This is a genomic window from Mucilaginibacter sp. SG564, assembly GCF_013149275.1.
GTDB lineage: Bacteria > Bacteroidota > Bacteroidia > Sphingobacteriales > Sphingobacteriaceae > Mucilaginibacter.
Window position 1 is genome coordinate 102142 of sequence record NZ_JABGNA010000004.1, and the last position, 26420, is coordinate 128561.

Annotated in this window: 22 protein-coding genes; 7 read left to right on the forward strand and 15 right to left on the reverse strand. The window is 42.8% G+C overall.

The features are described 5' to 3' along the window. Positions 1–289 precede the first annotated feature (289 nt). The 4 genes from trxB to FHW89_RS10360 form a co-directional block, all read right to left on the reverse strand. A complete protein-coding gene (gene trxB, locus FHW89_RS10345) occupies positions 290–1246 on the reverse strand; it encodes a thioredoxin-disulfide reductase (RefSeq protein ID WP_172334969.1) in 957 nt (318 codons plus the stop codon). Between the two features lie 75 nt (positions 1247–1321). After that, the gene (locus FHW89_RS10350; protein WP_172334970.1) at positions 1322–2494 is read right to left on the reverse strand and encodes a dipeptidase; all 1173 of its coding nucleotides are present in this window, start codon (positions 2492–2494) and stop codon (positions 1322–1324) included. Between the two features lie 66 nt (positions 2495–2560). Continuing rightward, a complete protein-coding gene (locus FHW89_RS10355; RefSeq protein WP_172334971.1) occupies positions 2561–2986 on the reverse strand; it encodes a DUF3592 domain-containing protein in 426 nt (141 codons plus the stop codon). A 4-nt stretch (positions 2987–2990) separates the two neighbouring features. Continuing rightward, entirely contained in the window at positions 2991–4619 is a 1629-nt protein-coding gene (locus FHW89_RS10360; protein ID WP_172334972.1) for an acyl-CoA carboxylase subunit beta, read from the reverse strand. 231 nt (positions 4620–4850) lie between these two features. Between FHW89_RS10360 and FHW89_RS10365 the strand changes: the two genes are divergently transcribed. Beyond that, positions 4851–5621, forward strand: coding sequence for a C1 family peptidase (locus tag FHW89_RS10365; RefSeq protein ID WP_172334973.1), 771 nt, complete (start codon positions 4851–4853; stop codon positions 5619–5621). A 132-nt stretch (positions 5622–5753) separates the two neighbouring features. Beyond that, positions 5754–6071: a cupin domain-containing protein gene (locus FHW89_RS10370; protein WP_090465617.1), complete on the forward strand. Its 318-nt coding sequence runs from the start codon at positions 5754–5756 to the stop codon at positions 6069–6071. Between the two features lie 129 nt (positions 6072–6200). On the opposite strand, the gene FHW89_RS10375 is transcribed toward FHW89_RS10370, so the two are convergent. After that, positions 6201–6785: a TIGR00730 family Rossman fold protein gene (locus FHW89_RS10375; RefSeq protein ID WP_172334974.1), complete on the reverse strand. Its 585-nt coding sequence runs from the start codon at positions 6783–6785 to the stop codon at positions 6201–6203. A gap of 129 nt (positions 6786–6914) precedes the next feature. Here FHW89_RS10375 and FHW89_RS10380 point away from each other — a divergent pair, with 129 nt between their 5' ends. Continuing rightward, positions 6915–7682 (forward strand): hypothetical protein, encoded by a 768-nt coding sequence (locus FHW89_RS10380; RefSeq protein WP_172334975.1) that lies wholly within the window; start codon positions 6915–6917, stop codon positions 7680–7682. A 32-nt stretch (positions 7683–7714) separates the two neighbouring features. Here the strand turns inward: FHW89_RS10380 and FHW89_RS10385 are convergent, their stop codons facing one another. The 5 genes from FHW89_RS10385 to FHW89_RS10405 all read right to left on the reverse strand — a co-directional run bounded on the left by FHW89_RS10385 (position 7715) and on the right by FHW89_RS10405 (position 14937). Beyond that, positions 7715–9097: a S41 family peptidase gene (locus FHW89_RS10385; RefSeq protein WP_172334976.1), complete on the reverse strand. Its 1383-nt coding sequence runs from the start codon at positions 9095–9097 to the stop codon at positions 7715–7717. Between the two features lie 103 nt (positions 9098–9200). Continuing rightward, positions 9201–10673 (reverse strand): IMP dehydrogenase, encoded by a 1473-nt coding sequence (gene guaB / locus FHW89_RS10390; RefSeq protein ID WP_172334977.1) that lies wholly within the window; start codon positions 10671–10673, stop codon positions 9201–9203. A gap of 277 nt (positions 10674–10950) precedes the next feature. Then, positions 10951–12228, reverse strand: coding sequence for a pitrilysin family protein (locus tag FHW89_RS10395; protein WP_172334978.1), 1278 nt, complete (start codon positions 12226–12228; stop codon positions 10951–10953). A 118-nt stretch (positions 12229–12346) separates the two neighbouring features. Next, positions 12347–13603: a pitrilysin family protein gene (locus FHW89_RS10400; RefSeq protein ID WP_172334979.1), complete on the reverse strand. Its 1257-nt coding sequence runs from the start codon at positions 13601–13603 to the stop codon at positions 12347–12349. 125 nt (positions 13604–13728) lie between these two features. After that, the gene (locus FHW89_RS10405; RefSeq protein ID WP_172334980.1) at positions 13729–14937 is read right to left on the reverse strand and encodes a hypothetical protein; all 1209 of its coding nucleotides are present in this window, start codon (positions 14935–14937) and stop codon (positions 13729–13731) included. Positions 14938–15026: 89 nt separating this feature from the next. Between FHW89_RS10405 and FHW89_RS10410 the strand changes: the two genes are divergently transcribed. Next, complete coding sequence (locus FHW89_RS10410; protein WP_172334981.1) at positions 15027–15584, forward strand: hypothetical protein; 558 nt, start codon at positions 15027–15029, stop codon at positions 15582–15584. Positions 15585–15672: 88 nt separating this feature from the next. Here FHW89_RS10410 and FHW89_RS10415 read toward each other — a convergent pair whose 3' ends face one another. Both FHW89_RS10415 and FHW89_RS10420 read right to left on the reverse strand, forming a co-directional pair. Continuing rightward, entirely contained in the window at positions 15673–16020 is a 348-nt protein-coding gene (locus tag FHW89_RS10415) for a phosphoribosylpyrophosphate synthetase (protein ID WP_172334982.1), read from the reverse strand. A 176-nt stretch (positions 16021–16196) separates the two neighbouring features. After that, a complete protein-coding gene (locus tag FHW89_RS10420) occupies positions 16197–17807 on the reverse strand; it encodes a hydrolase (protein WP_172334983.1) in 1611 nt (536 codons plus the stop codon). Between the two features lie 188 nt (positions 17808–17995). Between FHW89_RS10420 and FHW89_RS10425 the strand changes: the two genes are divergently transcribed. Together FHW89_RS10425 and FHW89_RS10430 are read left to right on the forward strand one after the other, a co-directional pair. After that, positions 17996–18385: a hypothetical protein gene (locus FHW89_RS10425; protein WP_172334984.1), complete on the forward strand. Its 390-nt coding sequence runs from the start codon at positions 17996–17998 to the stop codon at positions 18383–18385. A gap of 98 nt (positions 18386–18483) precedes the next feature. Then, positions 18484–18672 (forward strand): hypothetical protein, encoded by a 189-nt coding sequence (locus FHW89_RS10430; RefSeq protein WP_172334985.1) that lies wholly within the window; start codon positions 18484–18486, stop codon positions 18670–18672. A 183-nt stretch (positions 18673–18855) separates the two neighbouring features. On the opposite strand, the gene clpB is transcribed toward FHW89_RS10430, so the two are convergent. Further along, complete coding sequence (gene clpB, locus FHW89_RS10435; RefSeq protein WP_172334986.1) at positions 18856–21477, reverse strand: ATP-dependent chaperone ClpB; 2622 nt, start codon at positions 21475–21477, stop codon at positions 18856–18858. Positions 21478–21640: 163 nt separating this feature from the next. Between clpB and FHW89_RS10440 the strand changes: the two genes are divergently transcribed. Further along, positions 21641–22984, forward strand: a complete 1344-nt coding sequence (locus tag FHW89_RS10440) for a sensor histidine kinase KdpD (RefSeq protein WP_172334987.1) — start codon at positions 21641–21643, stop codon at positions 22982–22984. Positions 22985–22988: 4 nt separating this feature from the next. Here FHW89_RS10440 and FHW89_RS10445 read toward each other — a convergent pair whose 3' ends face one another. Further along, entirely contained in the window at positions 22989–24260 is a 1272-nt protein-coding gene (locus tag FHW89_RS10445; protein WP_172334988.1) for a DUF1501 domain-containing protein, read from the reverse strand. Between the two features lie 19 nt (positions 24261–24279). After that, positions 24280–26262, reverse strand: coding sequence for a DUF1800 domain-containing protein (locus tag FHW89_RS10450; protein ID WP_172334989.1), 1983 nt, complete (start codon positions 26260–26262; stop codon positions 24280–24282). Positions 26263–26420 lie beyond the last annotated feature (158 nt).

The window sequence follows — 26420 nt, forward strand, 5'->3', positions numbered from 1 at the left end:
CGGAAGAGATTTCAAAAGTGGGTTTACATGGTTTACACTTTTCATGGTTTACATTTACATAAACATCTAACAATCAATAATTTAATTTATTTTAATGTTAAAAAGTGGGTTTACAGTGTAAACCCACTTTTGTTCGTTAATACTGATTGAAATGGCTTAGAGAGCTAATTGTATGGAACTCACATTAATTAAAACAAAAGCGCCAACTGTTTCCAGTTGGCGCTTTGCTATATTTTAGAAAGCCCTTTCTCCCGATAGCTATCGGGATGGGGAGGGTTGGGTGGTGCTATTACGCGGTTACTACATGCTCTTTTGCGGCCAGGTAACGCTCAGCATCAATAGCGGCCATACAGCCTGTACCTGCAGCGGTAACTGCCTGGCGGTAGATATGATCCTGGGCATCGCCGCAGCAAAACACACCTTCTACATTGGTTTCTGTTGATCCTGGGCGAGTAAGGATATAGCCGGTTTCGTCCATATTTAACCAGCCTTTAAAAATATCGGTATTCGGGTGGTGACCTATAGCGACAAAGAATCCGGTAACATCCAGATCGGTTTCGGCGTTGGTTTGGTTATTAACCACTCTTACACCAGTTACACTTTGCCCGTCGCCAAGGATTTCTTTGGTTTCGGTATTATATAATATCTCGATATTTGGGGTATTCAACACGCGGTGTACCATTGCTTTTGAGGCGCGGAACTCATCGCGGCGAACGATCATATAAACCTTGCGTGTAAGTTTAGCCAGGTAAGTAGCTTCTTCGGCCGCGGTATCACCGGCGCCTACAATGGCCACATCCTGTCCTTTGAAAAAGAAGCCATCACAAACAGCACATGCCGAAACACCAAAACCGCTGTATTTTTGTTCAGACTCCAGGCCCAGCCACTTAGCTGACGCACCGGTAGCAATGATCACCGTATCGGCAGTAATGGTTTTGGTTTCATCAATAACCACTTTATGGGGCAGACTTGAAAAATCAACCGAGCTGGCATAACCAAAACGAATCTCGGTGCCCAGACGTTCGGCCTGTTTACGCAGATCTTCCATCATTTCGGGACCCATGATACCTTCAGGATATCCGGGAAAATTTTCAACCTCGGTAGTTTGGGTAAGTTGACCTCCGGCCAATAAACCAGTGTACATAACGGGTTTCAGATCGGCCCTTGAAGCATATATAGCGGCGGTATAACCAGCCGGCCCTGAGCCTATGATAAGGCATTTGATGTGTTCAGTTTCTTGAGACATTGTTATAAAAAAATGTAGGCGAATTTACGATTTATCTGTTTATCAGGCAAGGGGCGAATGGTCAATGCTGTGCCATCATTTACCTGTATTAGCTTTGAGCACCCTCAATACATTACCACCCAGTATTTTGTCGATATCTTTTTCGGTATAGTTAAGCTTAAACAGCTCCGCTGTTACTTTGGGATAATCGGCCACGCTATCCATACCCAGCGGGAATGATTCGGAACCATCAAAATCAGATCCTATACCCACATGATCAACCCCGATCAGCTTAACGATGTAATCAATGTGTTGGATGAGCATGGTTAAAGGCGGGCGTAATTTGTCAGCCTCGGCCTGGTGCATGGAACTTGCTTTGATAAACCCCAGGTCGGCATCATTATATACTTTGCTTAGTGAGTCGATTTCCTTTTTATACTTTAAATAAAAGGCAGTCACTTTTGGAGTGTATGCGCTATCGACAAAACCACTGTAAAAATTCACACATACTACGCCGCCGTTTTTTGCCAGGGCTTTAAGCTGATCGTCTTTGAGGTTACGTCTGTTTGGGTCAATATTGTAAACGCAGCTATGCGAGGCGATAACCGGTTTACGGGTAGTGGCCAGCACATCATAAAAAGTGCGTTCGCCTACGTGCGATACATCCACCATCACACCCAGATCATTTAAATGATGAACTATCTGTTTACCATAATCCGTTAACCCCAAGTGTTTCAAGCTATCTTTTTTGGTCACCTCGTCGCGAGCGGATGTAGCCCAGGAGGTACTGTTGTTCCAGGTAAGGGTAAGGTAGCTCATGCCCCGCTTGGCCAGACTATCGATATAATCCATCCGGTCTTCGATCATGTGCCCACCTTCCACACCTATCAGTGCGGCCAGCTTTTTCTGATCAACGGCTTTTTTCAGCTCGGCACTATTACGCACCAGTGTTATTTTATCAGGATTGCGTTTGATGAGCGCATATAAGGAATCAATCTCCTGATTGGCTTGAGCAAAAGCTGTCCCCTTACCATATTTTTCGCCGCACCAGATCGAAAATATCTGCACATCGAGCCCGCCTTCTTTAGCCCGCACCAAGTCGAAGTTACCCACGCTTTGCCGTTTGGCCAGATCGTTTTTGGTGATCAGTTGTGTTGACAACACATCGTTATGCGTATCTATCAGGATGGCTTTTTGATGTATTTGCTGCGCGTTTTGCGCCGAAAGTTTTAAAGAGATCAGCAGGAAAGGGAGTAACCGTTTTTTCATATTTCAAGATAAGGTTTTGACCGTTGATTTTTTTGATTTAGATGATTTCGTTGAATGACGATCTGTTTAAACCTGTTGATATTGATTTAAAATGTAATAGACGCCCACACCAAGCATCAGCAGAACCCCTATAACTATACATAAAGGACCAAGTAACTTGGCTAGCGTGTTATCTAATATAAAATGCTCATTATCAAACTTGTCATAAATCACAATAACTTTATCACCTTCGGTATACGCTGCTGGGTATGTACCAATTCCATGGCGCTTGGTTACCCACTCTTTTTCCATGGTCACAAATCCGATCACCGGGTAATACAATTTTGAGCGCTTTTCCCCTATACCCCACTCCTCTTCCAGGCTAAAAACCACACCTTCTACTTTGGCACCGGTTTTAAGCAATTTCCGACGCTCATTTAGTTTGCCTATACCTGATACGACTAAAAAAGCACCGCCGGCAAGTAACAGCAGTTCATCGATGGTGGCATTCATAACTTTACGTCTGTATCACTCCTACATTAAATGCTTTATCAATAGGTGCATGATTAGCGGCCTCTATGCCCATCGAGATCACCTTGCGGGTTTCCAGCGGATCGATAATTCCATCAACCCAAAGCCTTGCAGCGGCATAATATGGGGTTGTCTGGCTATTGTACCGGTCGGTTATTTGTTTCAGCAGCTCGGCTTCTTTTACTTCATCAACTACTTCGCCACGGGCTTTTAAACCCGCCGCCTGTATCTGTAACAAGGTTTTGGCCGCTTGTCCGCCGCCCATTACCGCTATTTTAGCTGATGGCCAGGCATATATCAACCTGGGATCATAGGCCTTGCCGCACATGGCGTAATTACCGGCACCATAAGAATTGCCAACTACAATAGTAAATTTAGGTACTACCGAATTGGCTACCGCGTTCACCATTTTGGCGCCATCTTTAATGATACCTCCCTGCTCTGAGCGGCTGCCAACCATAAAGCCGGTAACATCCTGCAGAAACACCAGGGGAATCTTCTTTTGATTACAGTTCATAATAAAGCGAGTGGCTTTATCGGCCGAGTCGGAATAAATAACGCCACCAAACTGCATCTCGCCTTTTTTTGATTTGATCACCTTGCGCTGATTGGCCACAATACCTACCGCCCAACCATCAATACGGCCCAGGCCGCAAATAATAGACTGGCCATAGCCTTCCTTATACTCCTCAAAAGCCGAATCATCCAGCAAGCGTAAAATGATCTCTTTCATGTCATAGGCTTTTTCGCGGTTATCAGGCAGGATGCCGTATATATCTTTCTCGTTGAGCTTTGGAGCGACAGGTTTTATACGATCAAACCCGGCTTTGTTATAATCGCCCACCATACTCATGATGTTGCGGATAGAATCCAGGCAGGCTTTATCATTGGGTTGTTTATAATCGGTAACACCTGATATTTCGCAATGGGTTGTGGCGCCGCCCAGTGTTTCGTTGTCCACATCTTCACCGATGGCCGATTTTACGAGGTATGATCCCGCAAGGAAAACCGAACCTGTGCCTTCCACAATCATAGCCTCATCGCTCATGATAGGTAAATAAGCACCGCCTGCCACACAGGAGCCCATAATGGCCGAGATCTGGATAATACCCATGCTGCTCATAATGGCATTATTGCGAAAGATGCGCCCGAAATGTTCTTTATCAGGAAATATCTCATCCTGGAGGGGCAAATAAACGCCGGCAGAATCGACCAGGTAAATAATAGGTAAACGATTCTCCATAGATATCTCCTGCGCGCGTAGATTTTTCTTAGCGGTTATCGGGAACCAGGCACCGGCTTTCACTGTGGCATCGTTAGCTACCACCACACACTGCCTTCCCGATACATAACCAATGCCACATACTACCCCGCCTGATGGGCAGCCGCCATGTTCGGCATACATGCCATCGGCAGTAAATGCGCCAATTTCCAGCCAGGGTTTGTTATCGTCTATCAGATAGGCCACACGCTCGCGGGCCAGCATTTTTCCTTTTTCTTTTTGTTTGGCCGCGGCCTTTTCGCCCCCGCCCTCGTGTATTTTTTTGAGCCTGGTATTGAGCTCATAAACAAGCTGTTTGTTTATATCCTCATTGATATTGAATGCGATATCCATAATTGGTTTATAATGGGAAAAATGTAAAATAGGAAAAATTAAAGGATCAAAAGCTAATCAATTGCCGATTTGTTTTACACATTACTGAGTAACAAATCTTTTGACATTGCTAATCAACTATTTATCTTGTTTAAATATTCAGGTGGTAGCACGTACCAGATAACGTAAAAACACGCACCTGAATTATTGCCAAACGCTATACCTTTATTGCATAAATATTTTATCCCTTATATGATACAACAAACCAAACGTTATGGCTGGTTACCCGACCTGCCCGATCACCGCGATTTTCAATATGCAGTTGTACGCCACGCCGCCCTTGCTCAACCTACTCCCCCATTGGTCGACTTGCGCGCGCAGTGTCCGCCGGTTTACGATCAGGGCGAATTAGGATCATGCACAGCCAACGCCATAGCAGCAGCCTTTCAGTTTGAACTCATAAAGCAAAAACTGACGGTATTTAGTCCATCACGTTTATTCATTTATTATAATGAACGGGTTTTAGAAGGGCATGTTAAAGCTGATAGCGGCGCGCAATTACGTGATGGTGTTAAGTCTGTTGCTACCCTTGGTGTTTGCGACGAAAGCCTGTGGCCATATAATGTGAGTAAATTTGCTACGAAACCCACTAAAACGTTATATACAAGCGCCCTGAAAAACAAAGCACTGCAATACACCCGCTTAAATAACGCCGCAATTAATGAGTTAAAAACCTGCCTTGCTGGTGGCAATCCGTTTGTGTTTGGTTTTACGGCGTATCAAAGTTTTGAAGGTGATGCTGTAGCCAAAAGCGGCGTTTTACCAATGCCCTCTGATACAGAGAGTGTAATAGGCGGGCACGCGGTAATGGCGGTAGGCTACGATGATCAAAAGAGCGCATTTATTGTACGTAACAGCTGGGGTGATAGCTGGGGACTTAAAGGCTATTTTTATATGCCTTATGACTACATTACCAGTACTAACCTGGCCGACGATTTTTGGATTATTAGCCAGGTAGCATAATTTTTTCCCGTTGTACGTATTACGTTATACGTTTTTATACAATAATGTACAATGTGCTATACAAATTCAACACGAATTACTTAAACGTAATACGTACCACGTAAAACGTACAACATTTTAATCCCTATAAAAATGAAATCATCGGTCATTAAAGCGTTGCAGCATTTAAGCAATAAGCCCGAAAATTTATTTGTTAAAGTTATTGAGCATGGTAGTATGTCGGTTGAAATATACCGGCCGGTAAACATCGACCCTCAAACACCGCATCTGCAGGATGAATTATATGTGATCATCAGTGGTTACGGCGAATTTCTGAACGATGGTGTTCGCACCAGTTTTCAGCAGGGTGATGTATTGTTTGTTAAAGCGGGAGTTGAACACCGTTTTGAAAACTTCACCGATGATTTTGCCACCTGGGTTATTTTTTACGGCCCGGAAGGCGGGGAATAAATTTGAGATGTGCAGATGATGTGCGGATATGCAGATAAAAGAATCAAAACATCTGAAATATACACATTCGCAACCTCTAAATGAGGTTCCTGTTTTTCATCTGCACATCATATCCGCAAATTTGCACATCTACGTAAGGTTTCTATCTTTAAACCAAACTTCATCTGGTGCAACATTAAAACCATCCATGAGGTTAATTAACTCGATAGGATCGCCCGATGTGATCACCAGGTCGCGGTTGGCGGGTTTCATAAATTTTTGCTCAACCATTACATCCAACTGTTTAAGCAGAAAATCGTAGAAACCATTTACATTGAGTAAACCTATCGGGTGTTTATGCAGTCCTAATTGCAGCCAGGTTAACACCTCAAAAAATTCTTCGAGTGTACCTATGCCTCCCGGCAAAGTGATGATAGCATCGCAAAGGTCATTCATCATTTGCTTACGTTGGTGCATGTTTTCAACAATATGCAATTCGGTTAAACCGGTATGGCCAACCTCCTTATCCATCAAAAACTGTGGGATAATGCCAATGGCTTTACCTCCCCGTTGCAGAACATTATCAGCCAGCAGGCCCATTATACCTACCTTACCACCACCATACACCAGGGTGATGTTACGATTCACCATGAGTTCGGCCAGTTGTTCAACCGCTTGTTTTAATACCGGGTCGCCATTAAAGTTGGCGCCACAGAATACACAGATAGCTTTCATACCACAAATATATCAGACCTGTTTGTTTTGAAGCTTATGAAAACAGGAATAATGCATATATTTTATTTGTCAGTAGTACATTTAACCTTTACATTTATACATCTTAAACCAAATCATAAATTATCTATAATGAGAAAGTTTTTCGCCTTAGTAACCCTGCTGCTATTGATAACAGGATTCACCTCTTTTGCACAAAGTATTGAAAACCCCTCGGTGGGGGTTCCCGAAGACTGGAACTGCAGAATAACCAAAATAGAGACCGACAAACAATTTACAACTGTTAGCTTTGAATATACGGCCCGCAGCGACAGTTCTTGGGTACAACTTAATAAGGAAATTTTTATTCAAACCGATGTAGACAATGAGCATTATAATTACATAAAATCAGATAATATAGCGATGGTACCGGCCAAGCATACTTTTGCCAAAGCCGGCGATAAACTGGCTTTTAAGATCTATTTTAAAAAAATACCTGCCACCGCTAAAACTATCGACATTATTGAAAGACCAGGCTACAGAAGCGACGGCATCAAGTTTTTCAATTATTATAATGTAAGTCTTACCCAATCATTGCCTGCCGGATCTACCCGGAAAGTAAAAGTAACCGACGTGGTATTGTTACCCCCACCGCCGGTGGAACGCCAGGATGCAGTTAGCGGGTTATCACAACAAGAAACAGATATGCAAAATGCCATGGGCCCTGTGTATGGCAATATGGCCAAAGCCATGCTGAATGCCCGTCTTGATTATTACAAACAACCAGGCAAAATTGCCGAAATAGCGAAATTGACACATCAATATTTCCAGGCGCTGGTAAAAGAAGGTTTTGCGCAGGACCAGGCGTTAAAAATCATTATAACCGGCGGTATTTTATCACCTGTTGGAAATGGTCAGTGAAAATAAATGGCAGCCAGCTGGCTGCCATTTATTTATTTAATCTTTTTTAAGAGCTGTGAACTTGCAGATATAGTACCATTGCCCAATAGCGTTTTACGGGTTATGCTTTCTATATTGCCCTTAGCATCCCGGTTGATATAAGCTCTTGATACGTTTGGCCCGATATTGCCATTAAGACCAGTTATCACCAATACATCTGGCTTAACTTCCTTAATTACAAAACTTTCAACCGGTTTGCCAGGTTCAACCCGGTTCCAGAGCAAATCTCCTTTAGCGTAGGTTACGGTGATGTTATTATTATACTTCCCGATAATAGCGCCGTATTTGGCTTTCATATTCACCGATGAATTCACGGGAATTTTACTGTCATCCACCAGCCATTGGGCAATTTCTCGCTGAGCCGAATCAGCCGAAGTTTTCAGCATATTTTCCAGGATCAGTTTACGAGCAATAAGTAAGGCATCTTCTTTGCCGGTTTGCACATCGGGGATTACACCCGTTCCTTCCCAGCCCACATTGCTGTTAGGGCCAACAACCATTTTAAACGGAGTAAACACAATGAGGTTATTTTTAAGTGCAACAAAGGTACCGGCTATTCCCGCGCCTGCTGTGGTATCGCCTACCAGGGTTGCCCGCTTCAATTTTTGCATCGCATAAGCAAAACCCTCAGAGGCTGAGCCCGTACCCCGACCTACCAAAATATATACATTGGCGTTGGGCATGTGCTTGCCGGGCACGTAAGCATAAGTCCATTCCTGTTCATCATGCTTGCGATCTTTATAAAACCCGTTAAGATAAAACTGCTCCTGGCCAGGATTATAGAAATAAGCGGCTAAAAAGCGGCCCATCTGTCCTGTACCTCCCGGATTATGGCGGATATCGATAATAATATTTTTACTGTAAGCAGCCATGTTCATACTTGCAGCAGCCATTTCGAACGCTTCCTGCGAGCCATAAAACGGACCAGGAACATCAATATACGCCGTTGATGTTATACCGTCTATCTCTACTTTTTTAAAACCATAGTTAGCTTTCGCTTCTGAATTATCTTCCTGATTATGGCCACGTTCGCTGCGTGGAGCGGTCATATTTTTATAGGTGGCTTCATTGCGCATAACCCTCAAATGAACATCCTTATGGGTGGTGCGCAAATCTGCTGTTAACTTTGTGGCAAGTTCATCTTCGGTTAAACCATTATAACGCCCCGAAGCTTCATTTTTTAAAAGTGCCTCCTTGTATTTCGCGCTGATTTCGGGAAAAGGGTACACATCAACCAGTTTATCGGCAAGTTTGGTCACTATTTCGTGACTGTCTGTATTGCTTACTGTTTGGGCTTTTAGGGGTAAATAAATTGTAACACTGGCACTTAACGCAATCAATAAACGGTAAGTTAATTTCGGGGAGATAATTTTCATGCTATGAATAGATATTGGCGCTTAAAATACGGTTTCTACAGGCATAAAAAAAGGAAACCAGCCGGCTTCCTTTCTATTATTTTTATTACATTCTTTCCTGAAATTACCTGCTGGTATAGTTTGGTGCTTCTTTAGTGATCGTAATATCGTGCGGATGGCTCTCGCGCATACCAGCTGCGGTGATGCGTACAAATTTGGCTCTTTGCAGATCTTCGATATTGGCAGCACCACAGTAGTGCATACCTGCGCGTAAACCACCAATGTACTGGAATATTACTTCGGCCATATTGCCTTTAAACGGCACACGACCAACGATACCTTCCGGAACCAATTTGGTAACCACATCGGTTTCATCCTGGAAGTAACGGTCTTTTGAGCCTTTAGCCATAGCTTCAACCGAACCCATACCCCGGTATGATTTAAATTTACGGCCTTCATAGATAATGGTTTCACCCGGTGATTCTTCAACACCGGCAAACAGTGAGCCAGCCATGATAGAGCTTGCACCCGCAGCGATAGCCTTAACAATATCACCGGTTTGTTTAATACCTCCATCGGCAATTACCGGTATACCACGGCCTTCCAGTGCTTTGGCACACTCATAAACTGCGTAAAGTTGTGGAACGCCTACACCAGCAATAATACGGGTAGTACATATAGAACCCGGACCAATACCTACTTTTACAGCGTCTGCACCGGCGTCAGCAAGTGCAAGCGCAGCATCGCCGGTTGCTATATTCCCGGCTATAACCTGTAAGTTTGGATATAATTTTTTAACCGCCTTAACCATATCAATAACTCCCTTTGAATGACCGTGGGCCGTATCAACCGTAACCACATCCACACCGGCATTAACCAGCGCGGTTACGCGGTCAATGTTATCCGCAGCAACTCCAACAGCGGCACCTACACGTAATCGACCAAATTCGTCTTTACAGGCATTAGGGAAGTTTTTTACTTTTTGTATGTCTTTGTAAGTAATTAAACCTACCAGTTTACCATCTTTGTTTATTACAGGCAGCTTTTCAATTTTGTTACCTTGTAAAATAGCAGCAGCCTCAGTCAGCGTAGTACCTTCGGGCGCTGTGATCAAACCTGTTTTGGTCATTACATCGCTTACCGGCACCGACATATCTTTCTGGAAACGAAGATCGCGGTTGGTGATGATACCTTTCAGTTTGTGGTCAGCGTCAATTACCGGGATACCACCAATACTAAACTCTTTCATGATCTGAAAAGCATCTGCAAGCAGCGCATCTTCCAATAGTGTTACAGGATCCTGTATCATGCCACTTTCAGAACGTTTAACTTTGCGTACCTCGTCGGCCTGGGCCTGTATGGTCATGTTTTTGTGCAACATGCCTATACCACCAGCCTGGGCAATAGCAATAGCCAAACCAGATTCGGTAACGGTGTCCATAGCTGCTGAGATAATTGGGATGTTTAATCGAATGCTTTTTGTTAAAAAAGTACTGGTGTTAACTTCGCGCGGTAAAACTTCTGAATAAGCCGGGAGTAGTAAAACGTCGTCGTAAGTTAATCCTTCGGCAACAAATTTTGATGGGTCTAACTGCATAGCAAATAATTATTTTGGAGTTATTATTTGCCGGGCAAAGGTAATAAATATTTCGGATTTCAAATGTTCGATTTCGGATTTATTTAAAAGTACAGGGAAAATTGCCTTTATATGATAAATCTCTATTTCGGATTTCGGATGTTCGATTTCGGATTTGATTGCCCTTAAATTTATTATTTGTCATCCTGAGGAACGAAGGATCTATTTTTCAAAGACTTGCATAGCGTCCCAAAGATTCTTCGCTCCGCTCAGAATGACAATTTCATATTAGTAAATCTTAATATTTCCCTACAATCACTTTGTAAAACTGATTAAAGTTGAGGTATTTATTGGCGAGGTCACGTAATTCAACAGCGGTTGTTGTTTTTACTGTAGTTGCATACCTGTCGTAATAATCATAATCTAAACCGGCAAAATAAATGCTTTTGAATTTATCGGCATGGGAAAAAACATTCTCCAAGCTGCCTAATAAAGATCCCAGCATAAAATTGCGAACCAGTGATAATTCTTCTTCAGGTATCAATTCGGTTTTGAGCAGTCCGAGCTCTTTTTCAATTTCGCCCACGGCGGCTTTACATACATCAGCACCAACTTCGGTAGCGATAAAGAAAGCGCCACCCTGTTTAAATGAGCTGAGCCCAGAGCCTATACCATAGGTATATCCTTTATCCTCACGGATATTAGCCATCAGTCGTGATCCGAAATAACCACCTAATACGGTGTTCAATACCTGTAAAGGTTGAAAATCGGGATGGTTACGATTAACAGTTGGTAACCCTATCCTGATAGCTGATTGCAGGGCATCCGGCTTCTCGGTAAAGTAAAACAACTCGGTGGCTGGTTTTAACTCAGGCTGGCTGGTATCTGCAGCGACAGGACCATTTGTCCAGTTTTTATCAAAAGTATCTTTGATGAGCGTTAAGGTTTCGGGCTCAATTTTTCCGGCGATGATCAAGGTACAGTTTGATGGCTGGTACATTTGTTTAAAATGTGCCAGCAGGTCTTCGCGCTGTAAACTTTTGTAATTATCAAAGGTTGCTCCCAGTCCATAGATAGTTTCGCCGTAAATAGCTTTATTAAAATCGCGGCGGGCAACTACATCATTCTTTTGGAGACTAACCTGCAGTTTTTGTTGCTGATTACGCTTAAAAGTTTCCAGTTCCTTTTCGGGGAATACAGAATTTGTAAGAATATCCAGAATTACGGGCAGCGTATGATGTAAATGCTTATTTAAACTGTACAAGGTAACCAGAGAATTTTCATACCCGTAATCAACCTGTAAAAAAGCGCCATAAAAATCAATTTTATCGGCAATTTCAGAGGCCGATAAGGTAGTTGTGCCTTCTGTAAGCATGGTATTTACAGCCATGTTAAGCAATGGCTTAGCCGCGTCAAAACGCAGGTTGTTAAATATCCATTCTATCCGTACCAGTTCCTGATCGCCCGAGTTAAAGCAATAAACATTACAGCCGTTATCCAGCTTTTTATGTTCGGGTTTGATGAGGTTTATATTTTCAATAGCCTTAAAATCCGGGGCTAATTTTCTATCGATCATATTTTGTTTGTTTAGTTGTCAGAATCAGAATTTACTGAATTTAAAAATTTACAGAATTAAATATGACCTCATTATTCCGTAAATTCATTAATCCTGTAAATTCTGATTCAGACTATTTTTAAGCCAACGCCGATTCAGTTTTTTCGGCTAAATAAACGAGGGTTGAAGAATTATCCTTTCTGAATATCTTAGTGGCAGTATCCTTTATCTGAGCAGCTGTTACCGCCAGATATTTAGATGTTTCCTGGTTAAGCATTTCGGCATCACCCAACAACTCAAACGAAGCCAGGTTCATCGCTTTATCCAATAAAGACATTTCCGAAAAAACCATCGTCGATTCAGTTTTGTTCTGCACTTTGGTCAGTTCATCAGCCGGGATCTCTTCATTTTTAACTTTTTCTAATTCCTCCCACAAAGCGGCCTCCGCCTGTTCAATGCTGATATGCTCAAGCGGCTTGCCTTCCAGTATAAACATGCCCTTATCCAGGCTACTGGTGATGTACGCGTGTACTTCGCTGAATATCTGTCTGTCCTGAACTAAACTGCGGTATAAACGTGAGGAATTACCGCGGGAAAGCACATCAGACAATAACTCTGTTGCATAAAAGTCATCATCCAATCGGCCACCCATCTGAAAACTAATGTAAACATCGTTCAACGGCACCTTAGCGGTAACCGTTTCGCGGCGTTCTTCATGCTGTTCCGGTTCCTGCGGCAGGTTACGATGATATTTTTCACCAGCGGGGATCGGCGCAAACCACTTTTCGGCAAGCTGTTTTACCTGCTCGGTAGTTACATCACCCCCAACTACCATAATGGCATTTTGAGGGTTATAGTGTTTTTTAAAGAAGGCTTTTACATCCTCAATGCGGGCATCTTCAATGTGTTTAATGGTTTTACCAATGGTAGCCCAACGATACGGATGATGTTTGTATGCCAGTGGGCGCAATTTTAACCACACATCGCCGTAGGGCTGGTTCAGGTAACGTTGCTTAAATTCCTCTATAACCACGTTACGCTGTACCTCCAGGCTTTTTTCGCTAAAAGCCAGGCTCAGCATTCTATCACTCTCCAACCAAAAGGCGGTCTCGATATTAGCCGACGGAAGCGTGATATAATAGTTAGTGATATCGTTACTGGTAAAGGCATTGTTTTCGCCTCCTACCCTTTGCAAGGGCTCATCGAAGCTGGGTATATTTACAGATCCACCAAACATCAGGTGTTCAAACAAATGCGCGAAACCGGTTTGCTCGGGATCTTCGTCGCGGGCGCCTACATCATACAGAATGTTAAGCACCGCCATAGGTGTCGTATTATCTTCGTGAACAATAACCCGAAGACCATTATCCAGTGTGAAACGGTTGAATTTAACCATGTAGTAATTTTAATTTAAAAACGGGTAAAGGTATAATTTTTAGCTTTGGGTGTATATACTTACAAAGTATAAATTACAAAAAGCTTAAAAACAGATCGATAAATTAATACCTCCGATTGATTAATTTATTTAGAAATGGTATAGGGGCGGTTACCAATGCCAAATATTTCTTTATCGCCTTCGTTATAAAAATAAAAACATTGCCGTTGTACTTTCCCATTGTTAAAACGAAATTCTATGGAATAGCCGTCGAGCAGGTATGTCCCGGCGGTGTTTCTTGCCGAATAGGCTGATACGCCGCCACTGTTATCATGGTAACTCCCCCCTCCTACAGTTTCATAAGTAAACTGCCCCTGATTGTTAAACGTAATGTATTTGGATGATACCGTAATAGAACCACCACCTATAGCCGTATTACCCCCTCCAGAAATGCTGCCGTAAGTGGCGGTTAGTTTCTCGCCTTTTTTGGCTGGGGCAGCCCATGTCCAGCCGCCTGTCCAATTGTTGGATTTGCCCGTTGGGCCATTTTTACTGCCATGTACAATAGTTAAAGTTTTTCCATTCAGCTTCCAGGTGCCCCACTTTTCGGGTTCTGACTGGCGGGATTGGGTTACATTTAAATCATTCGGACTGACTTCAGGATGTTCGTAAAGACTGCCGTTATTGAACAAAATATATGGTTTATATATAAATATAAGCATACCGCCAACGCCATAGCTACTCTCGCTGTGTAATACTATACCTTTTATATCTGCAGATGACATGCCTTTCCCACTCATTTGAGGCATTGATTGGGAGGCGCTCGTATTTTGCTGAGGGGCAGATGCTATGGCTCCATTAGCACTATTTTGAGTTAGAGCCTCTTGCTTCACCAACGACACAAAATGAGTAGCAGCAATATTGATATAATTACCGGAATATTCACGCAAACGCATCACCTTTCCGTAGCGGATAGTATGATCGGGCCTTAAATAAGCGAAATACATTGCTGTTATTTTACGCTTTGAGGCGTCCTGAACAATAACAGAATAAGTAGTTAACGTTTGAATATCTTTAGCCTCCTGAGGTTCGCCGGGTAAAGGAGCCGAATATCCGGATGTTCGCAGATCCTGTATTGTAACCGTTTTAAGCCATTCCATCAAATCGCCTTTATTATTTGCCGGAGGAAATATTTCATACTTAAACCCATAACTCCCATTGCCAGCAGGTGGGGTGAAAGAATAATGGCCATTACTTACATCCATTTTCCACCCCGGAATAGGTGCAATATTTACCTGACCAAAAAGATTAATTGAAAACAACAAACAGATCAGTAATGGCAGATACGGTTTCATGACATATGTTTTAGGTGACTTGAAAAACCAGCAATTTTCAGACCAATAAAACATCGTCGATTATATTAAAAGTCTTAAATTTGTATCAGATGCTTACCCGTCAACAACTTACTGAAGAATTATCGCACACATTGGGTAAAACCAAAGTATTGAAACTGACTCGCATCTTAGAGGAACAGCATTTTGCCTTGCGCGATCTGATCGATATTACCTTTCATCCGGATAAGGTGATCGGGTTTCGTGCAGTGTGGATATTGGAGAATATGTATCTGAAAGATCCGGAACATTATCTTAATGACCTGGAATACTTTGCATCCCGTTTCAAAGAGGTGAAAAATCCCAGCTGCATGCGGCACTATACCAAATTGATCATGCACATGACCGACACTACATCACCGGTCCCGGTAAAGCAAAAACTTCAAACTATAGACCTGGAGCCCGTGGTTGAACAGCTTTTTGACTGGATGATTGATCCCAAAGTTAAGGTGGCTGTAAAAGCCTTTGCCGGTAAAGCGCTTTTTAATTTAAAAGACCGTTATGATTGGATAGCAGAAGAATTAGAAGGTCAGCTCAAAATATTCCTCTGCAACAAGAGCGCAGGTATGCGATCGGCCGCGAAAAATACGCTGAAGTTAATTCAAAAGTAAAAAGTCAAAAGTTTTAAAATCCGTTATATCTGTAATTTAGATAACCAAGCTAGTTTCAATTTTTGACTTTTTACTTTTGAATTTTGATTTAATCCGAAGTTGGCCTGTCTTCTCTGTGCAGATTATGGCTTACCTGGTGATGATTTAGCTTTGCGGCAATAGCCGATTCGCTATTATCCGCATAAGTCCCATAAGCGTTGATCAATACACCTTTAATATTATACTTAGGTGATGATACAGCATAAATTATCGACATATCGTCTGGATTACTGGCTCCTTCGAAGCGATAAAATTCATCAATTTCAAAATCATCAGCACTCATGTGGATATTCTGTGCTTTATCATCTATGGTATCACCATCCAGACTCAGGTTGGCGGTATATCCTCTTTTTATAAGATCGTTAGTGGCATCCACTAAGGTTTCGTAACTTCTCATGGTGGTGATGGTTGTTTAATGTAACAGGATTCAGCATAAGCTGCTTACATGTACAACCATAAAACATCTTCCTTGTTTGAATAAGCCGGGTTTAAAACAAAAAAACTTACGAAGTTTTAAAAACTTCGTAAGTTTTCAGGATATTTTTTTTTAAAGTTTCCCCTACAGGAATGTGTTTATATAGCCTTAGCTAACCACAAGGAGGCATTTAAGTGCAAAGCCGGGTGTGAGGTAAAACCAGATGGTGAATCACCAGACCAGCCGTTAAACAGATTATCGCCAGTATCGCCTGTGCCGTCGTCGGCAGGCGAGCTATCACCTATCCAAACTATACGACCGCTTCCGTAAGTAGCCAATAAAGCCATTACGTTATTGTTACCACCGTTTGTGGCTGAATTACGCCAGAATAAACCTTGTACGCTTGAGTTATTTGTTGGCGTTAAAGTGGCTGTTGAACCATTATAGAAAGCCAGTTTTGAAGCTGTACCAGTAGCGCCATTCAATACTTTTTGCGCATTGGCATTAGTACCGGTATAAACATTGGTTGATGGACCTTCGCTGATATCAACATAATTGATATTGAAACCAAATGGATTGCTATTGTTAATACCGTTATTGGTCATTAGGTCGTTCCATACACGTGGTGAATCATAACCATCACCATCTCTGTCAGATGGGTTATAACCATTGGCATCGGTTCCGGCCGTGGTAGCAGCGGTATGGTCTGCAATCATAAATAAACCACCGCCGTTTGAAACAAAGTTCATTAAAGCAGTTTTTTCTGCAGCGGTAAATAAACGGTTTGGCTCAACTACAACAAATACATCATAGTTGCTCAAATCCTGAGGGTTTGATGAATTACCATAAGTAATTGCTGTACCCACCGGTAAAGTTTCAACCAGTTCGCCCAGTTTCACCAATGAAACTGCCCATGATGATATTCCACCTTTCCAGTAAGTTTCGGGAGTGCTGGCAGTGATACCAGTATATGACGGGGTTGGGATACGTTGTGCTTTGGTTTCAACAGTAGTACCACCAGTATAAATTGGCACGTTTTCGGTACCATCAGCATCTATCTGCCAATCGGCGCTGCCGGCGTTTTCCAGATGACTGGCATCAAACAGGTATTTTTTACCTGTAACCACCACTGGAGGAGTTGTACCACCACCGTTATCATTAATAGTGATATCATCGATATTGATACGGTTGCTGCCGCCTGTTAATTTGCGGATTTCTAAACGTGCATTACCGGTTACATTAATAGTAAAAGTTTGTAAAGCCAATGATGCGCCGGTTGTTACGTTTGAACCCGATTGAGCCCAGGTGGTGCCACCATCAACAGAGTAAAACAATCCCCACTGGCTGGCAGTATCACCATTATAAGTTGCGGATTTAATGGTAACAGTGCTTATGCCACCGGTTACATCAAATAACATGGTAATTTTACCAGTATTGCGTATACGGGCGCTCCATGAGCCTGCTTTTTGATCTGCGGCCAGGTTACCTATCAGCGCATCGAACATGTTCCATGAATTGCCAGACAGGGTAACGTTGTCGCCACTGCTTGAGCCGGCTGGTGCTACGTCATAAGCTGTTTTAGGGCTGGTTGAGCCAACTTCAAAACCCTGGGTAAGCGATACCGCTTGTGTTTTGATGTTTTTGCTGATTCCGGTAGCCGCATCAGGAGTTTGGCTTTGAGGAGCATTGTTTTTCTGGCAACCCATTACCAGCATTCCGGTAAGGGCAGAGGCTACGAATAATAGCCCGGGTTGGGTAAATTTAAGCATAGTGATTTTCGGTAAATTTGTATATGTGTCGGTACTAAATAATTGTGAGGTAAACTTCTGTAAAAGTTTATACTCAAACATTTACACAATATTAACATATTATTAAATATTATCAACAACATGAGTGCAAGGCATTTAAATAAAAATATAACACATTCATAAATCACCTTATTTAGCTATATTTACATATGGTTTATAGCAATATCCAGACTACTTTTAAAAAATACCTGCTGGCATTTAGTCTGCTGCTTAGTTTTTTTGCGCTGTCGGGCCATGTAAGCCAGAGCATTCCCGGAGGCAACAGGGTTTCGACAACAGAACTGTTTGCCAATAAGAGTTTTATTTTAAAAGGCGGGATCAGTTATAAAAGAGCTGCATTAGCTTTTCGTAGCAATGCATTACCTTACTTTGCAAAGAGTAGCTATACTATTCAAAGTATCTTTACCGATAACAAGCTTGCAGTAATCCGCTACCGGCATTTAAGCCAGATATTTTCATCTGCTAAATATTACTTCACATACACCATCGATCACTTGTATCGCACAGCCGATCAACGCAATACATCTCGTCTCTTCTAATAGGCTAATCTGCCTGTTTATCAATTAACACCGTATTTATAAATTTTATCAAATGGCTTAGTATGCTTAGGGCATATTAAGCTCACATTGCTATCGGCATGAAAAAGCTAAAAAAAATCATCAGGCTTTTTTGCCTGGTGGTATTGTTATTACTGGCTGTTACCGGTGTGGCCATTACCGGGGCAGCACCAACCCAATCAAAAAACAGGGATAGAATTATTGACAATGAAACCTTAATTGAAATGGTTGAAGAAAAAGGTAAAGAAGACGACGAGGAAAAACCTTAATCTAACTATATAATTTGGAGCTCATAAAAAACGCGTCATTGGAGCGATAGCGTGGCAATCCCCAATAAGCGGAGCTACTCTGTAAGTAGGGGATTGCCACACTACGTTCGCAATGACACATGGAGAATAAACGCAAAGGGCCACCCAAATGGGTGGCCCTTTGCTATATGATAGAATTATTATTTATTCTTTTACCGGTTCGTCGGCAGCTTTGGGCGTGTTTAAAAACACAAAGTTATTATCAAACATATCTACTTTAATGGTACTGTCCTTATCAACTGTGCCTGCCAGGATCTGTTTCGATAACTCGTTCAGGATCTTTTTCTGGATGACACGTTTTAATGGACGGGCACCAAATTGAGGATCATAACCTAACTGGGCCAACCAATCCAATGCCTCGTCGGTAGCTTCCATCGTGATACCCATTTCGGCCAGGGTTTGTTTTACCTGGTTAAACTGCAGTTTCACGATATCATGTATTTCATCACGACTCAGCGGAGTAAACATAATGATCTCGTCGATACGGTTCAAAAACTCCGGACGAATGGTAGTACGCAACAACTGGAATAACTCATTCTTGGTTTTGGCTATCAGCTCTTCACGGTTGCTATCCTCCAGCGTTTGGAAGTTTTCCTGAATGATGTTTGAGCCGATGTTAGAGGTCATGATGATAATGGTATTCTTAAAGTTCACCACACGACCCTTATTATCAGTCAAACGGCCATCGTCTAATACTTGCAACAGGATATTAAACACATCCGGATGGGCCTTTTCAATTTCATCCAGCAGTACCACACTATAAGGTTTGCGGCGTACTGCTTCGGTCAACTGACCACCTTCATCATAGCCCACATAGCCCGGAGGCGCACCAATTAACCTGGAAACCGCGTGGCGTTCCTGGTATTCGCTCATATCAATACGCACTAAGGCGCTTTCGTCATTGAACAAATACTCCGCTAAAGCTTTCGCCAACTCCGTTTTACCTACGCCGGTTGTACCCAGAAATATAAACGAACCAATAGGTTTACGTTTGTCCTGCAAACCGGCACGGCTGCGGCGTATAGCATCGCTGATGGCTTCAATGGCTTCCTCCTGTCCTGCTACACGTTTGTGCAGTTCTTCTTCCAGGTGCAGCAGTTTTTCGCGCTCGCTTTGTATCATTTTCGAAACCGGGATGCCGGTCCAGCGGGACACCACACCAGCAATATCATCGGCAGTAACCTCTTCTTTGAGCATGCGGCTATCGCTTTGATTTTCGAGCAGGGCGGCTTTCAATTTTTCCACTTCGGCCTGGGCCTGTACAATGGTTCCGTAGCGTAATTCTGCTACTTTTCCATAATCACCGGCTCGCTCAGCCTGTTCAGCTTCGAGTTTGTAATTCTCAATGAGTTCAACTTTTTGATTGATACCGTCAACCAGGTCTTTTTCGCCCTGCCATTTGGCACGTAATGAATCGCGCTGAGCCGAGAGATTAGCAATCTCTTCGCTCAATTCGGCTACTTTACGATCATCCTTTTCTCTTTTGATAGCTTCGCGTTCAATTTCTAACTGCATAATACGGCGTTCCAGTTCATCAACCACTTCGGGTACCGAATCCATCTCTAAACGTAATTTAGAGGCGGCCTCGTCCATCAGGTCAATCGCTTTATCGGGTAAAAACCTGTCAGAAATGTAGCGTTGCGACATCTCTACCGCGGCTATAATAGCCTCGTCTTTGATCCGCACCTTGTGGTGGGTTTCGTAACGTTCCTTTAAGCCACGTAAAATAGATATGGCATCGGCAGCATCAGGTTCTTCCACCATTACCTTTTGAAAACGGCGTTCCAGTGCTTTATCTTTTTCCAGGTATTTCTGATATTCGTTAAGCGTGGTAGCACCAATTGACCGTAGCTCACCACGGGCCAATGCAGGCTTTAATATATTGGCCGCATCCATGGCTCCTTCGCCACCACCGGCACCTACCAGCGTGTGGATCTCATCAATAAACAGGATAATTTCGCCATCGCTTTGAGTCACTTCCTTGATCACCGCTTTCAGGCGCTCTTCAAACTCGCCTTTGTACTTGGCACCGGCTATCAGGGCACCCATATCCAGGGAATAAACCACCTTGGTTTTCAAACTTTCAGGCACATCACCTTTAATGATCCTAAAGGCGATACCTTCGGCTATGGCTGTTTTACCCACACCAGGTTCTCCCACCAATATCGGGTTGTTTTTGGTACGGCGCGACAAAATTTGGATCACCCTGCGGATCTCTTCATCCCTGCCGATAACCGGGTCAAGCTTGCCCGATCCGGCATATTCATTCAGGTTACGGGCATATTTATTCAGGGCGTTATAAGTAGCTTCGGCATTCTGATCGGTTACCTTGCTATCGCCACGTAAACTTATAATAGCTTTCTTCAGGTCTTTTTCGTTTACGCCAAGGTCTTTTAGCAACGAGCTGATAGTACCACCAGCTGATAGTATGCCCAATAGTATATGTTCAACCGAAACAAATTCGTCTTTAAATTCTTTTAAATACCCCTGCGCTTTTTGCAAGGCCGAATTGGCATCTGATGACAGATAAATATTGCTTCCGCTTACCTTTGGGTACGAGCTGATCTGCGCATCGAGCGTTTCATTTAGCCGGTTAAGGTTTACGTTTAATTTTTTTAATAAATAGGTTATAACATTTTCATCAACCAGCAACAAGCCTTTTAACAGGTGCGCGGGTTCTATTGCCTGTTGTTGATTTCCAACGGCAATTTCCGAAGCCTTTTGTACAGCTTCCTGGGCTTTTATGGTAAAGTTGTTAAAGTTCATACTGATATGTTTGATGAGTATTAATCAAAACGCTTGCCACTTAATGTTAAGTGAAAAAAAGTCAGGTAAATATAAACTGAAACGACATTTTGACTTGTTATTATTTGAAAAATTTCTTATTAAATTTTGATATTTTTGCCACACAGCCTTATATGCGATACCATTGAATACTCATTTCTTTTTTAATAGCCTGCCGGCAAAATACAGGGCGTCATACCGGGACTATTATACCTATCAAAATCTGGTGGCTATAAGAGCTGGAAGCATTATATTTCTTGTACTGAATGTTATTATAAGGATATTATACTTTGTTTTCCCGGTAAGTCTTACGCGCGCTCAAAACTTCCCGGAGTTTAGTTTAAGTAATTGGGTGTTTATTATTATCACCCCTGTTTTTTTGATCTTCAGCAATCTGTTGATCGCTAATTTCAAAAGCCACAAGAAAGCGACTGCCGCAATGGCACTCCTGGTATTCCTGTTTTCGGTCTACATCATTTCCTGTGGTATGTATTCCAGCTTTATTGCCACATCAGATCCCAGTAATGCTTTAACCTTGTACCTGATTGCCTTAAGTTTGATAAGTGCTATATACGTATTTGAATATTATGAAACCATTATATTGATCATAACTATTGAAATATTGTTTACCGGTCTGCTATTCTATAGCCAAACCAGCTCTACTCAAATGGTGTATAATCAGCTGATATCGGCTATTTTGCTTTCGGCCTTTTACCTTACTTCCAGGTATTTTTTCTCCTACAAGGTTAATTATTACCAGCAGGTGATCGAGATCAGGGAAAAAAACGTAGAGATAGAAAAAGCAGGCGAGTTTAAGAACCAGGTATTGGGTATGGTAGCACATGACTTGCGTAACCCTATCGCCGCGGTAGAATCACTGGCCATGATCATGGAAATGGATCATGACTTAAACGATGAAATGCAGGAGAATCTTAACATGATGAAAGCATCCTGTATTAAAGCCCGAAATATTATTGACGACCTCCTGGAAGCTGCCCGTAATGATACCAACGATGTTTTTGTAATGGAAAGAACGGAGCTGAATCAATTGTTAAAAAGCATCGTGAACGACTGGGAGATACAGCAGGACCTTAAAACGGATGTGATATTTACCAGCCATGTAAATCCGGCTTATGCCAAAGTAAATAAGGAAAAGTTGCATCGAGCCATAGACAACCTGATTAGCAACGCCATCAAATTTTCGAAAGATAACAGTCGTGTAGACGTCAGGCTGAATAAAAAAGCCGAGGAACTGATTATTGAGGTACAGGATTACGGCCTGGGCATACCAGCCGATATACTTCCTGACATATTTAACCGCTTTTCAAAAGCACGCAGAACAGGCGTCAGAGGCGAAGAGTCAACCGGCCTGGGTTTAAGCATTGTACGCCAGATAGTCGAAAAACATAACGGCATCATCGATGTGGAAAGCATCGTGGGCCGTGGTACAGTTTTTTATATCAAACTACCTATTTCGTGGCTGGGATAGGAAATTATCCCCGCATTACTCCTATCCTATCCCCTTTCCAATCCGGAAACAGAATATGATCATTGTTAATACTCAGATGTCTATCCGCCACTTCGCTAAAAACGCTTCTGAAATCGGTGGTAACCGCAAGGTCGCGCCCATCTTCCAGGTTTTCCACAGCTAAGGGTTGCATATTGCCATGCACCAAGCCGCCGTTAATATCATTCCCCAGGATAAAATTACATGACGCCCGGCCATGATCGGTGCCACCGGTACCGTTTTGGTGTACAGTGCGCCCAAATTCGGTCATGGTCATCACGGTCACATCATCCTGGTAAGCTTCCAGATCACACCATAGGGCGGCGATGCTATCACTCAAATCGGCCACGTTACGGGCAAATATCCCGTTCTCGGTTCCTTGGTTGAAGTGCGTATCCCAGCCGTTTGATTCGGCAAAAGCTACCTCCAATCCCACCTCCATTTTAACCAATTGGGCAATTTGTTTTAAGGAATTACCCAGGGCCGAATTGGGATATACCGCGTTATTGGCTGGCGTATAATTTTTGATATTTGTTTTCTGCAGCATTTTAACCGCCTCAAAGCTTTCTTTACCGGTTTGCTTTAACAAGCCCGATGAAGTTTGATCATACAGATCTTCAAAACTTTTGGAAGCCATATTGGCCCCCATGGGATTACCGCGCATCTGGATGGCGAAATCCTGCAAATTACTGATAGACACCGAAGGGTTATCCCCATAAAAAGACCGCGGCATGGCTGATGTCATACTCACAGCGGTAAAAGGCGTTAAGGCATCATGCCCCAGTAAACCAACCGCCCGGTTAAGCCAGCCGCTTGATGTACCCTTGTTAAATGGCGTGCCCGACTCCATATAATCCTGCGCGTCAAAATGCGAACGAGTATTATTGGGCGACCCGATACCTTGCACTATGCCCAGGCGTTTTTCGCGAAATAAGGCCTCAAAAGATTTCATAGAAGGATGCAATCCAAATTTACCATCCAGATCTATCAACGGAGAATTATTCCCCGTTTTTGCTGCCGACATAAACAGCGTTGGCCGGGCATCTTTTAAATATTGATCGGTAAATGGCGTTACTGCCATCAGACCGTCCATAGCGCCACGTTGAAATATACAGATCAACGTTTTACGTTTTTTATAGGGAGATATGATCTTTTCGCTCGCGGCAGCCTCGGCTAAAAAACCTGGAATGCCACCCATTAAACCTACACCCAATAAGGCTAAACCGCCTGATTTTAAAAACCCTCTTCTTGATACCATGATCGTATGTTTTTATAGATTAACGCCGTTGATATTCAGGTGAACCGATGATCACTCCTACTACCTGCCCCAACATGGAGTTATTATTAGCGCCCTTTGGCTGCATGGCTGTTATATTATTTGGTTGCTTACCCTGCGCGGCCAATTTATTATCTGCCATCATTTTTTCAGGAGCGGTCATGGTCATGCTGGCAGGCTGCCCTTCTTTTACGTAAAGTTTGTTCGAGCTCGCTTCATCAACTCTTTGCGCCAGGTTAGGATCGGTTAATAATGGTGTAAGCCGTTTGATGGTTTCGTCTAGCTTACGCTCCGGCATGATCAGTTTACTGTAGATAGTTAAAGCTGCCTGCGCACTTTCCGGTTCATGATGATTATTCAACGCGGCCAGATCTACCTTTACACCCGGTATACGACCCGTTGCCAGTGCCAAACCAAAATTCATCCGGTTAAGCAATGAACCGGTATTGATCCAATATTGCCCCTTATCCGGGAAACCGGTTGGTGCCTGGTAATAATACACTTTCTCACCCATTTTATTGATCCAGTTGTATAACTGATACGGTTGCTGGATAGTGGCATGCAGGCTGCGAACAGAGCCAATAGCCAGCTCAAACGGCGATTTTGTTTTTTCGCGCAGGGTCGAAGGGCTCCAAAATTCTGGCGCACTTACCATCGTAATAAGCACCTGTTTAATATCTCCATCTTTATCCAAAAATGTTTTGGCCATTTTATCAATCAGGCTTTGTGGTGGGGTATCGCTCACAAAGCGTACCGCAATTTTACGACTGATAAACTTTGCTGTAGCAGGGCTATGGGCCAGCATGGTTAGTAGTTGTACGCCTTCCTGATATCCTTCATCCGGACCGAAATGCTTACCCAAAACAACTTTCTCCGTTTTATCATGACGATTAGCATTGAACAGAAAATCACTATCACGAACAAAACCCCGCTTTTCCAAACGATCAGTCCCTATTTTATCCATAATGTTTTTCCCCAGCTTACCATATTCTCCTATTGGATATATTGTCCAGCCGGTTAATACTTTGGCCGCCTGGGTTACATCCTGTTGCGTATACCCTCCGTCGACTCCCAGGGTGTGTAATTCCATCACTTCCCGGGCATAATTTTCATTTAGGCCCTGTATACCTTTTGCTTTTTTCAGTTTAGTCATTAAGGTTGCACGTCTGCCGGTATCTACCGGTTGACCAATCATATTCTGCAGTTGCGTGGCACGAATCGGCTTTTTAGCCGCCTGCATATCATTGTTAGCAGCTGAGCTGGTAAAATTATCCAAGTAATACAACATGGCTGGTGATTTAGCAGTAGCCAGCAAAATATCATTGAATTTACCCAAAGCATTAGGCCGGATCACATCCCGCTCATAGGCAGGTATAAATTGCGCGCAATCGTTTTTAGTAAGCGACACATTAAAATGGTTGAACCAGAAACTGGTCATTACCTCCTGTAACTGATTATTAGTATAAGCAGCGCGTAATATTTTTTGATTGATAAACTGCCTGAATAGCTCTTGCTCAGGTTTCATACCGTTTTGCTGCATGTAGTTTTGCAGCACATCACGGTAAGCTTTCTGGTCGGCCTTCACCGAATCTTTGTTCACTACCCCCGCGCTTATAGCCATACGCAGTACCTGCGCATTTTTCGGAAACTCCTTAGCCACTTGGGTATTACTCAAGCTAAGAGCATCATATTGCGATAACATACGCTTCAGCGAATCATCAGGAAGATTAGCCTCCATTTGGTGCTTAAACCAGTTTTCAAGACCCGATTTTACAACTTCATCAATTTCGCCGGGCGTAGCTCCATAAGTAAACCGGCTCAACAGGTGCGCAGCCGCTTGTCTTTCTGTTAAACCTTGCCGCTCATACGGAAATCTCCATCTGAAAGATGAATTGTGGCTATGCACAATAAAAAACGAGGAAAGCGATACTATGCCCAGACTAAGTAGCGCGATGCAGCAGATGTGCTTTATGGTGTTTTTCATAGATGATCATTTGCGCAGGATCATGAATTACAGATACTTTGACGTTAATATGACGTTTTGGTTTAACCATAAAATTGAGTTTTTTGTGTTAAGTTTTCATTAATTATGCTCCATTTTATGTTTATTAAACCAAATAGCCTCCCGTTTGTCATATCATC

Bases quoted from the DNA above. Each gene is read 5' to 3' on its own strand.
- trxB (WP_172334969.1), bottom strand. From the start codon at position 1,246: ATGTCTCAAGAAACTGAACACATCAAATGCCTTATCATAGGCTCAGGG.
- FHW89_RS10350 (WP_172334970.1), bottom strand. From the start codon at position 2,494: ATGAAAAAACGGTTACTCCCTTTCCTGCTGATCTCTTTAAAACTTTCG.
- FHW89_RS10355 (WP_172334971.1), bottom strand. From the start codon at position 2,986: ATGAATGCCACCATCGATGAACTGCTGTTACTTGCCGGCGGTGCTTTT.
- FHW89_RS10360 (WP_172334972.1), bottom strand. From the start codon at position 4,619: ATGGATATCGCATTCAATATCAATGAGGATATAAACAAACAGCTTGTT.
- FHW89_RS10365 (WP_172334973.1), top strand. From the start codon at position 4,851: ATGATACAACAAACCAAACGTTATGGCTGGTTACCCGACCTGCCCGAT.
- FHW89_RS10370 (WP_090465617.1), top strand. From the start codon at position 5,754: ATGAAATCATCGGTCATTAAAGCGTTGCAGCATTTAAGCAATAAGCCC.
- FHW89_RS10375 (WP_172334974.1), bottom strand. From the start codon at position 6,785: ATGAAAGCTATCTGTGTATTCTGTGGCGCCAACTTTAATGGCGACCCG.
- FHW89_RS10380 (WP_172334975.1), top strand. From the start codon at position 6,915: ATGAGAAAGTTTTTCGCCTTAGTAACCCTGCTGCTATTGATAACAGGA.
- FHW89_RS10385 (WP_172334976.1), bottom strand. From the start codon at position 9,097: ATGAAAATTATCTCCCCGAAATTAACTTACCGTTTATTGATTGCGTTA.
- guaB (WP_172334977.1), bottom strand. From the start codon at position 10,673: ATGCAGTTAGACCCATCAAAATTTGTTGCCGAAGGATTAACTTACGAC.
- FHW89_RS10395 (WP_172334978.1), bottom strand. From the start codon at position 12,228: ATGATCGATAGAAAATTAGCCCCGGATTTTAAGGCTATTGAAAATATA.
- FHW89_RS10400 (WP_172334979.1), bottom strand. From the start codon at position 13,603: ATGGTTAAATTCAACCGTTTCACACTGGATAATGGTCTTCGGGTTATT.
- FHW89_RS10405 (WP_172334980.1), bottom strand. From the start codon at position 14,937: ATGAAACCGTATCTGCCATTACTGATCTGTTTGTTGTTTTCAATTAAT.
- FHW89_RS10410 (WP_172334981.1), top strand. From the start codon at position 15,027: ATGCTTACCCGTCAACAACTTACTGAAGAATTATCGCACACATTGGGT.
- FHW89_RS10415 (WP_172334982.1), bottom strand. From the start codon at position 16,020: ATGAGAAGTTACGAAACCTTAGTGGATGCCACTAACGATCTTATAAAA.
- FHW89_RS10420 (WP_172334983.1), bottom strand. From the start codon at position 17,807: ATGCTTAAATTTACCCAACCCGGGCTATTATTCGTAGCCTCTGCCCTT.
- FHW89_RS10425 (WP_172334984.1), top strand. From the start codon at position 17,996: ATGGTTTATAGCAATATCCAGACTACTTTTAAAAAATACCTGCTGGCA.
- FHW89_RS10430 (WP_172334985.1), top strand. From the start codon at position 18,484: ATGAAAAAGCTAAAAAAAATCATCAGGCTTTTTTGCCTGGTGGTATTG.
- clpB (WP_172334986.1), bottom strand. From the start codon at position 21,477: ATGAACTTTAACAACTTTACCATAAAAGCCCAGGAAGCTGTACAAAAG.
- FHW89_RS10445 (WP_172334988.1), bottom strand. From the start codon at position 24,260: ATGGTATCAAGAAGAGGGTTTTTAAAATCAGGCGGTTTAGCCTTATTG.
- FHW89_RS10450 (WP_172334989.1), bottom strand. From the start codon at position 26,262: ATGAAAAACACCATAAAGCACATCTGCTGCATCGCGCTACTTAGTCTG.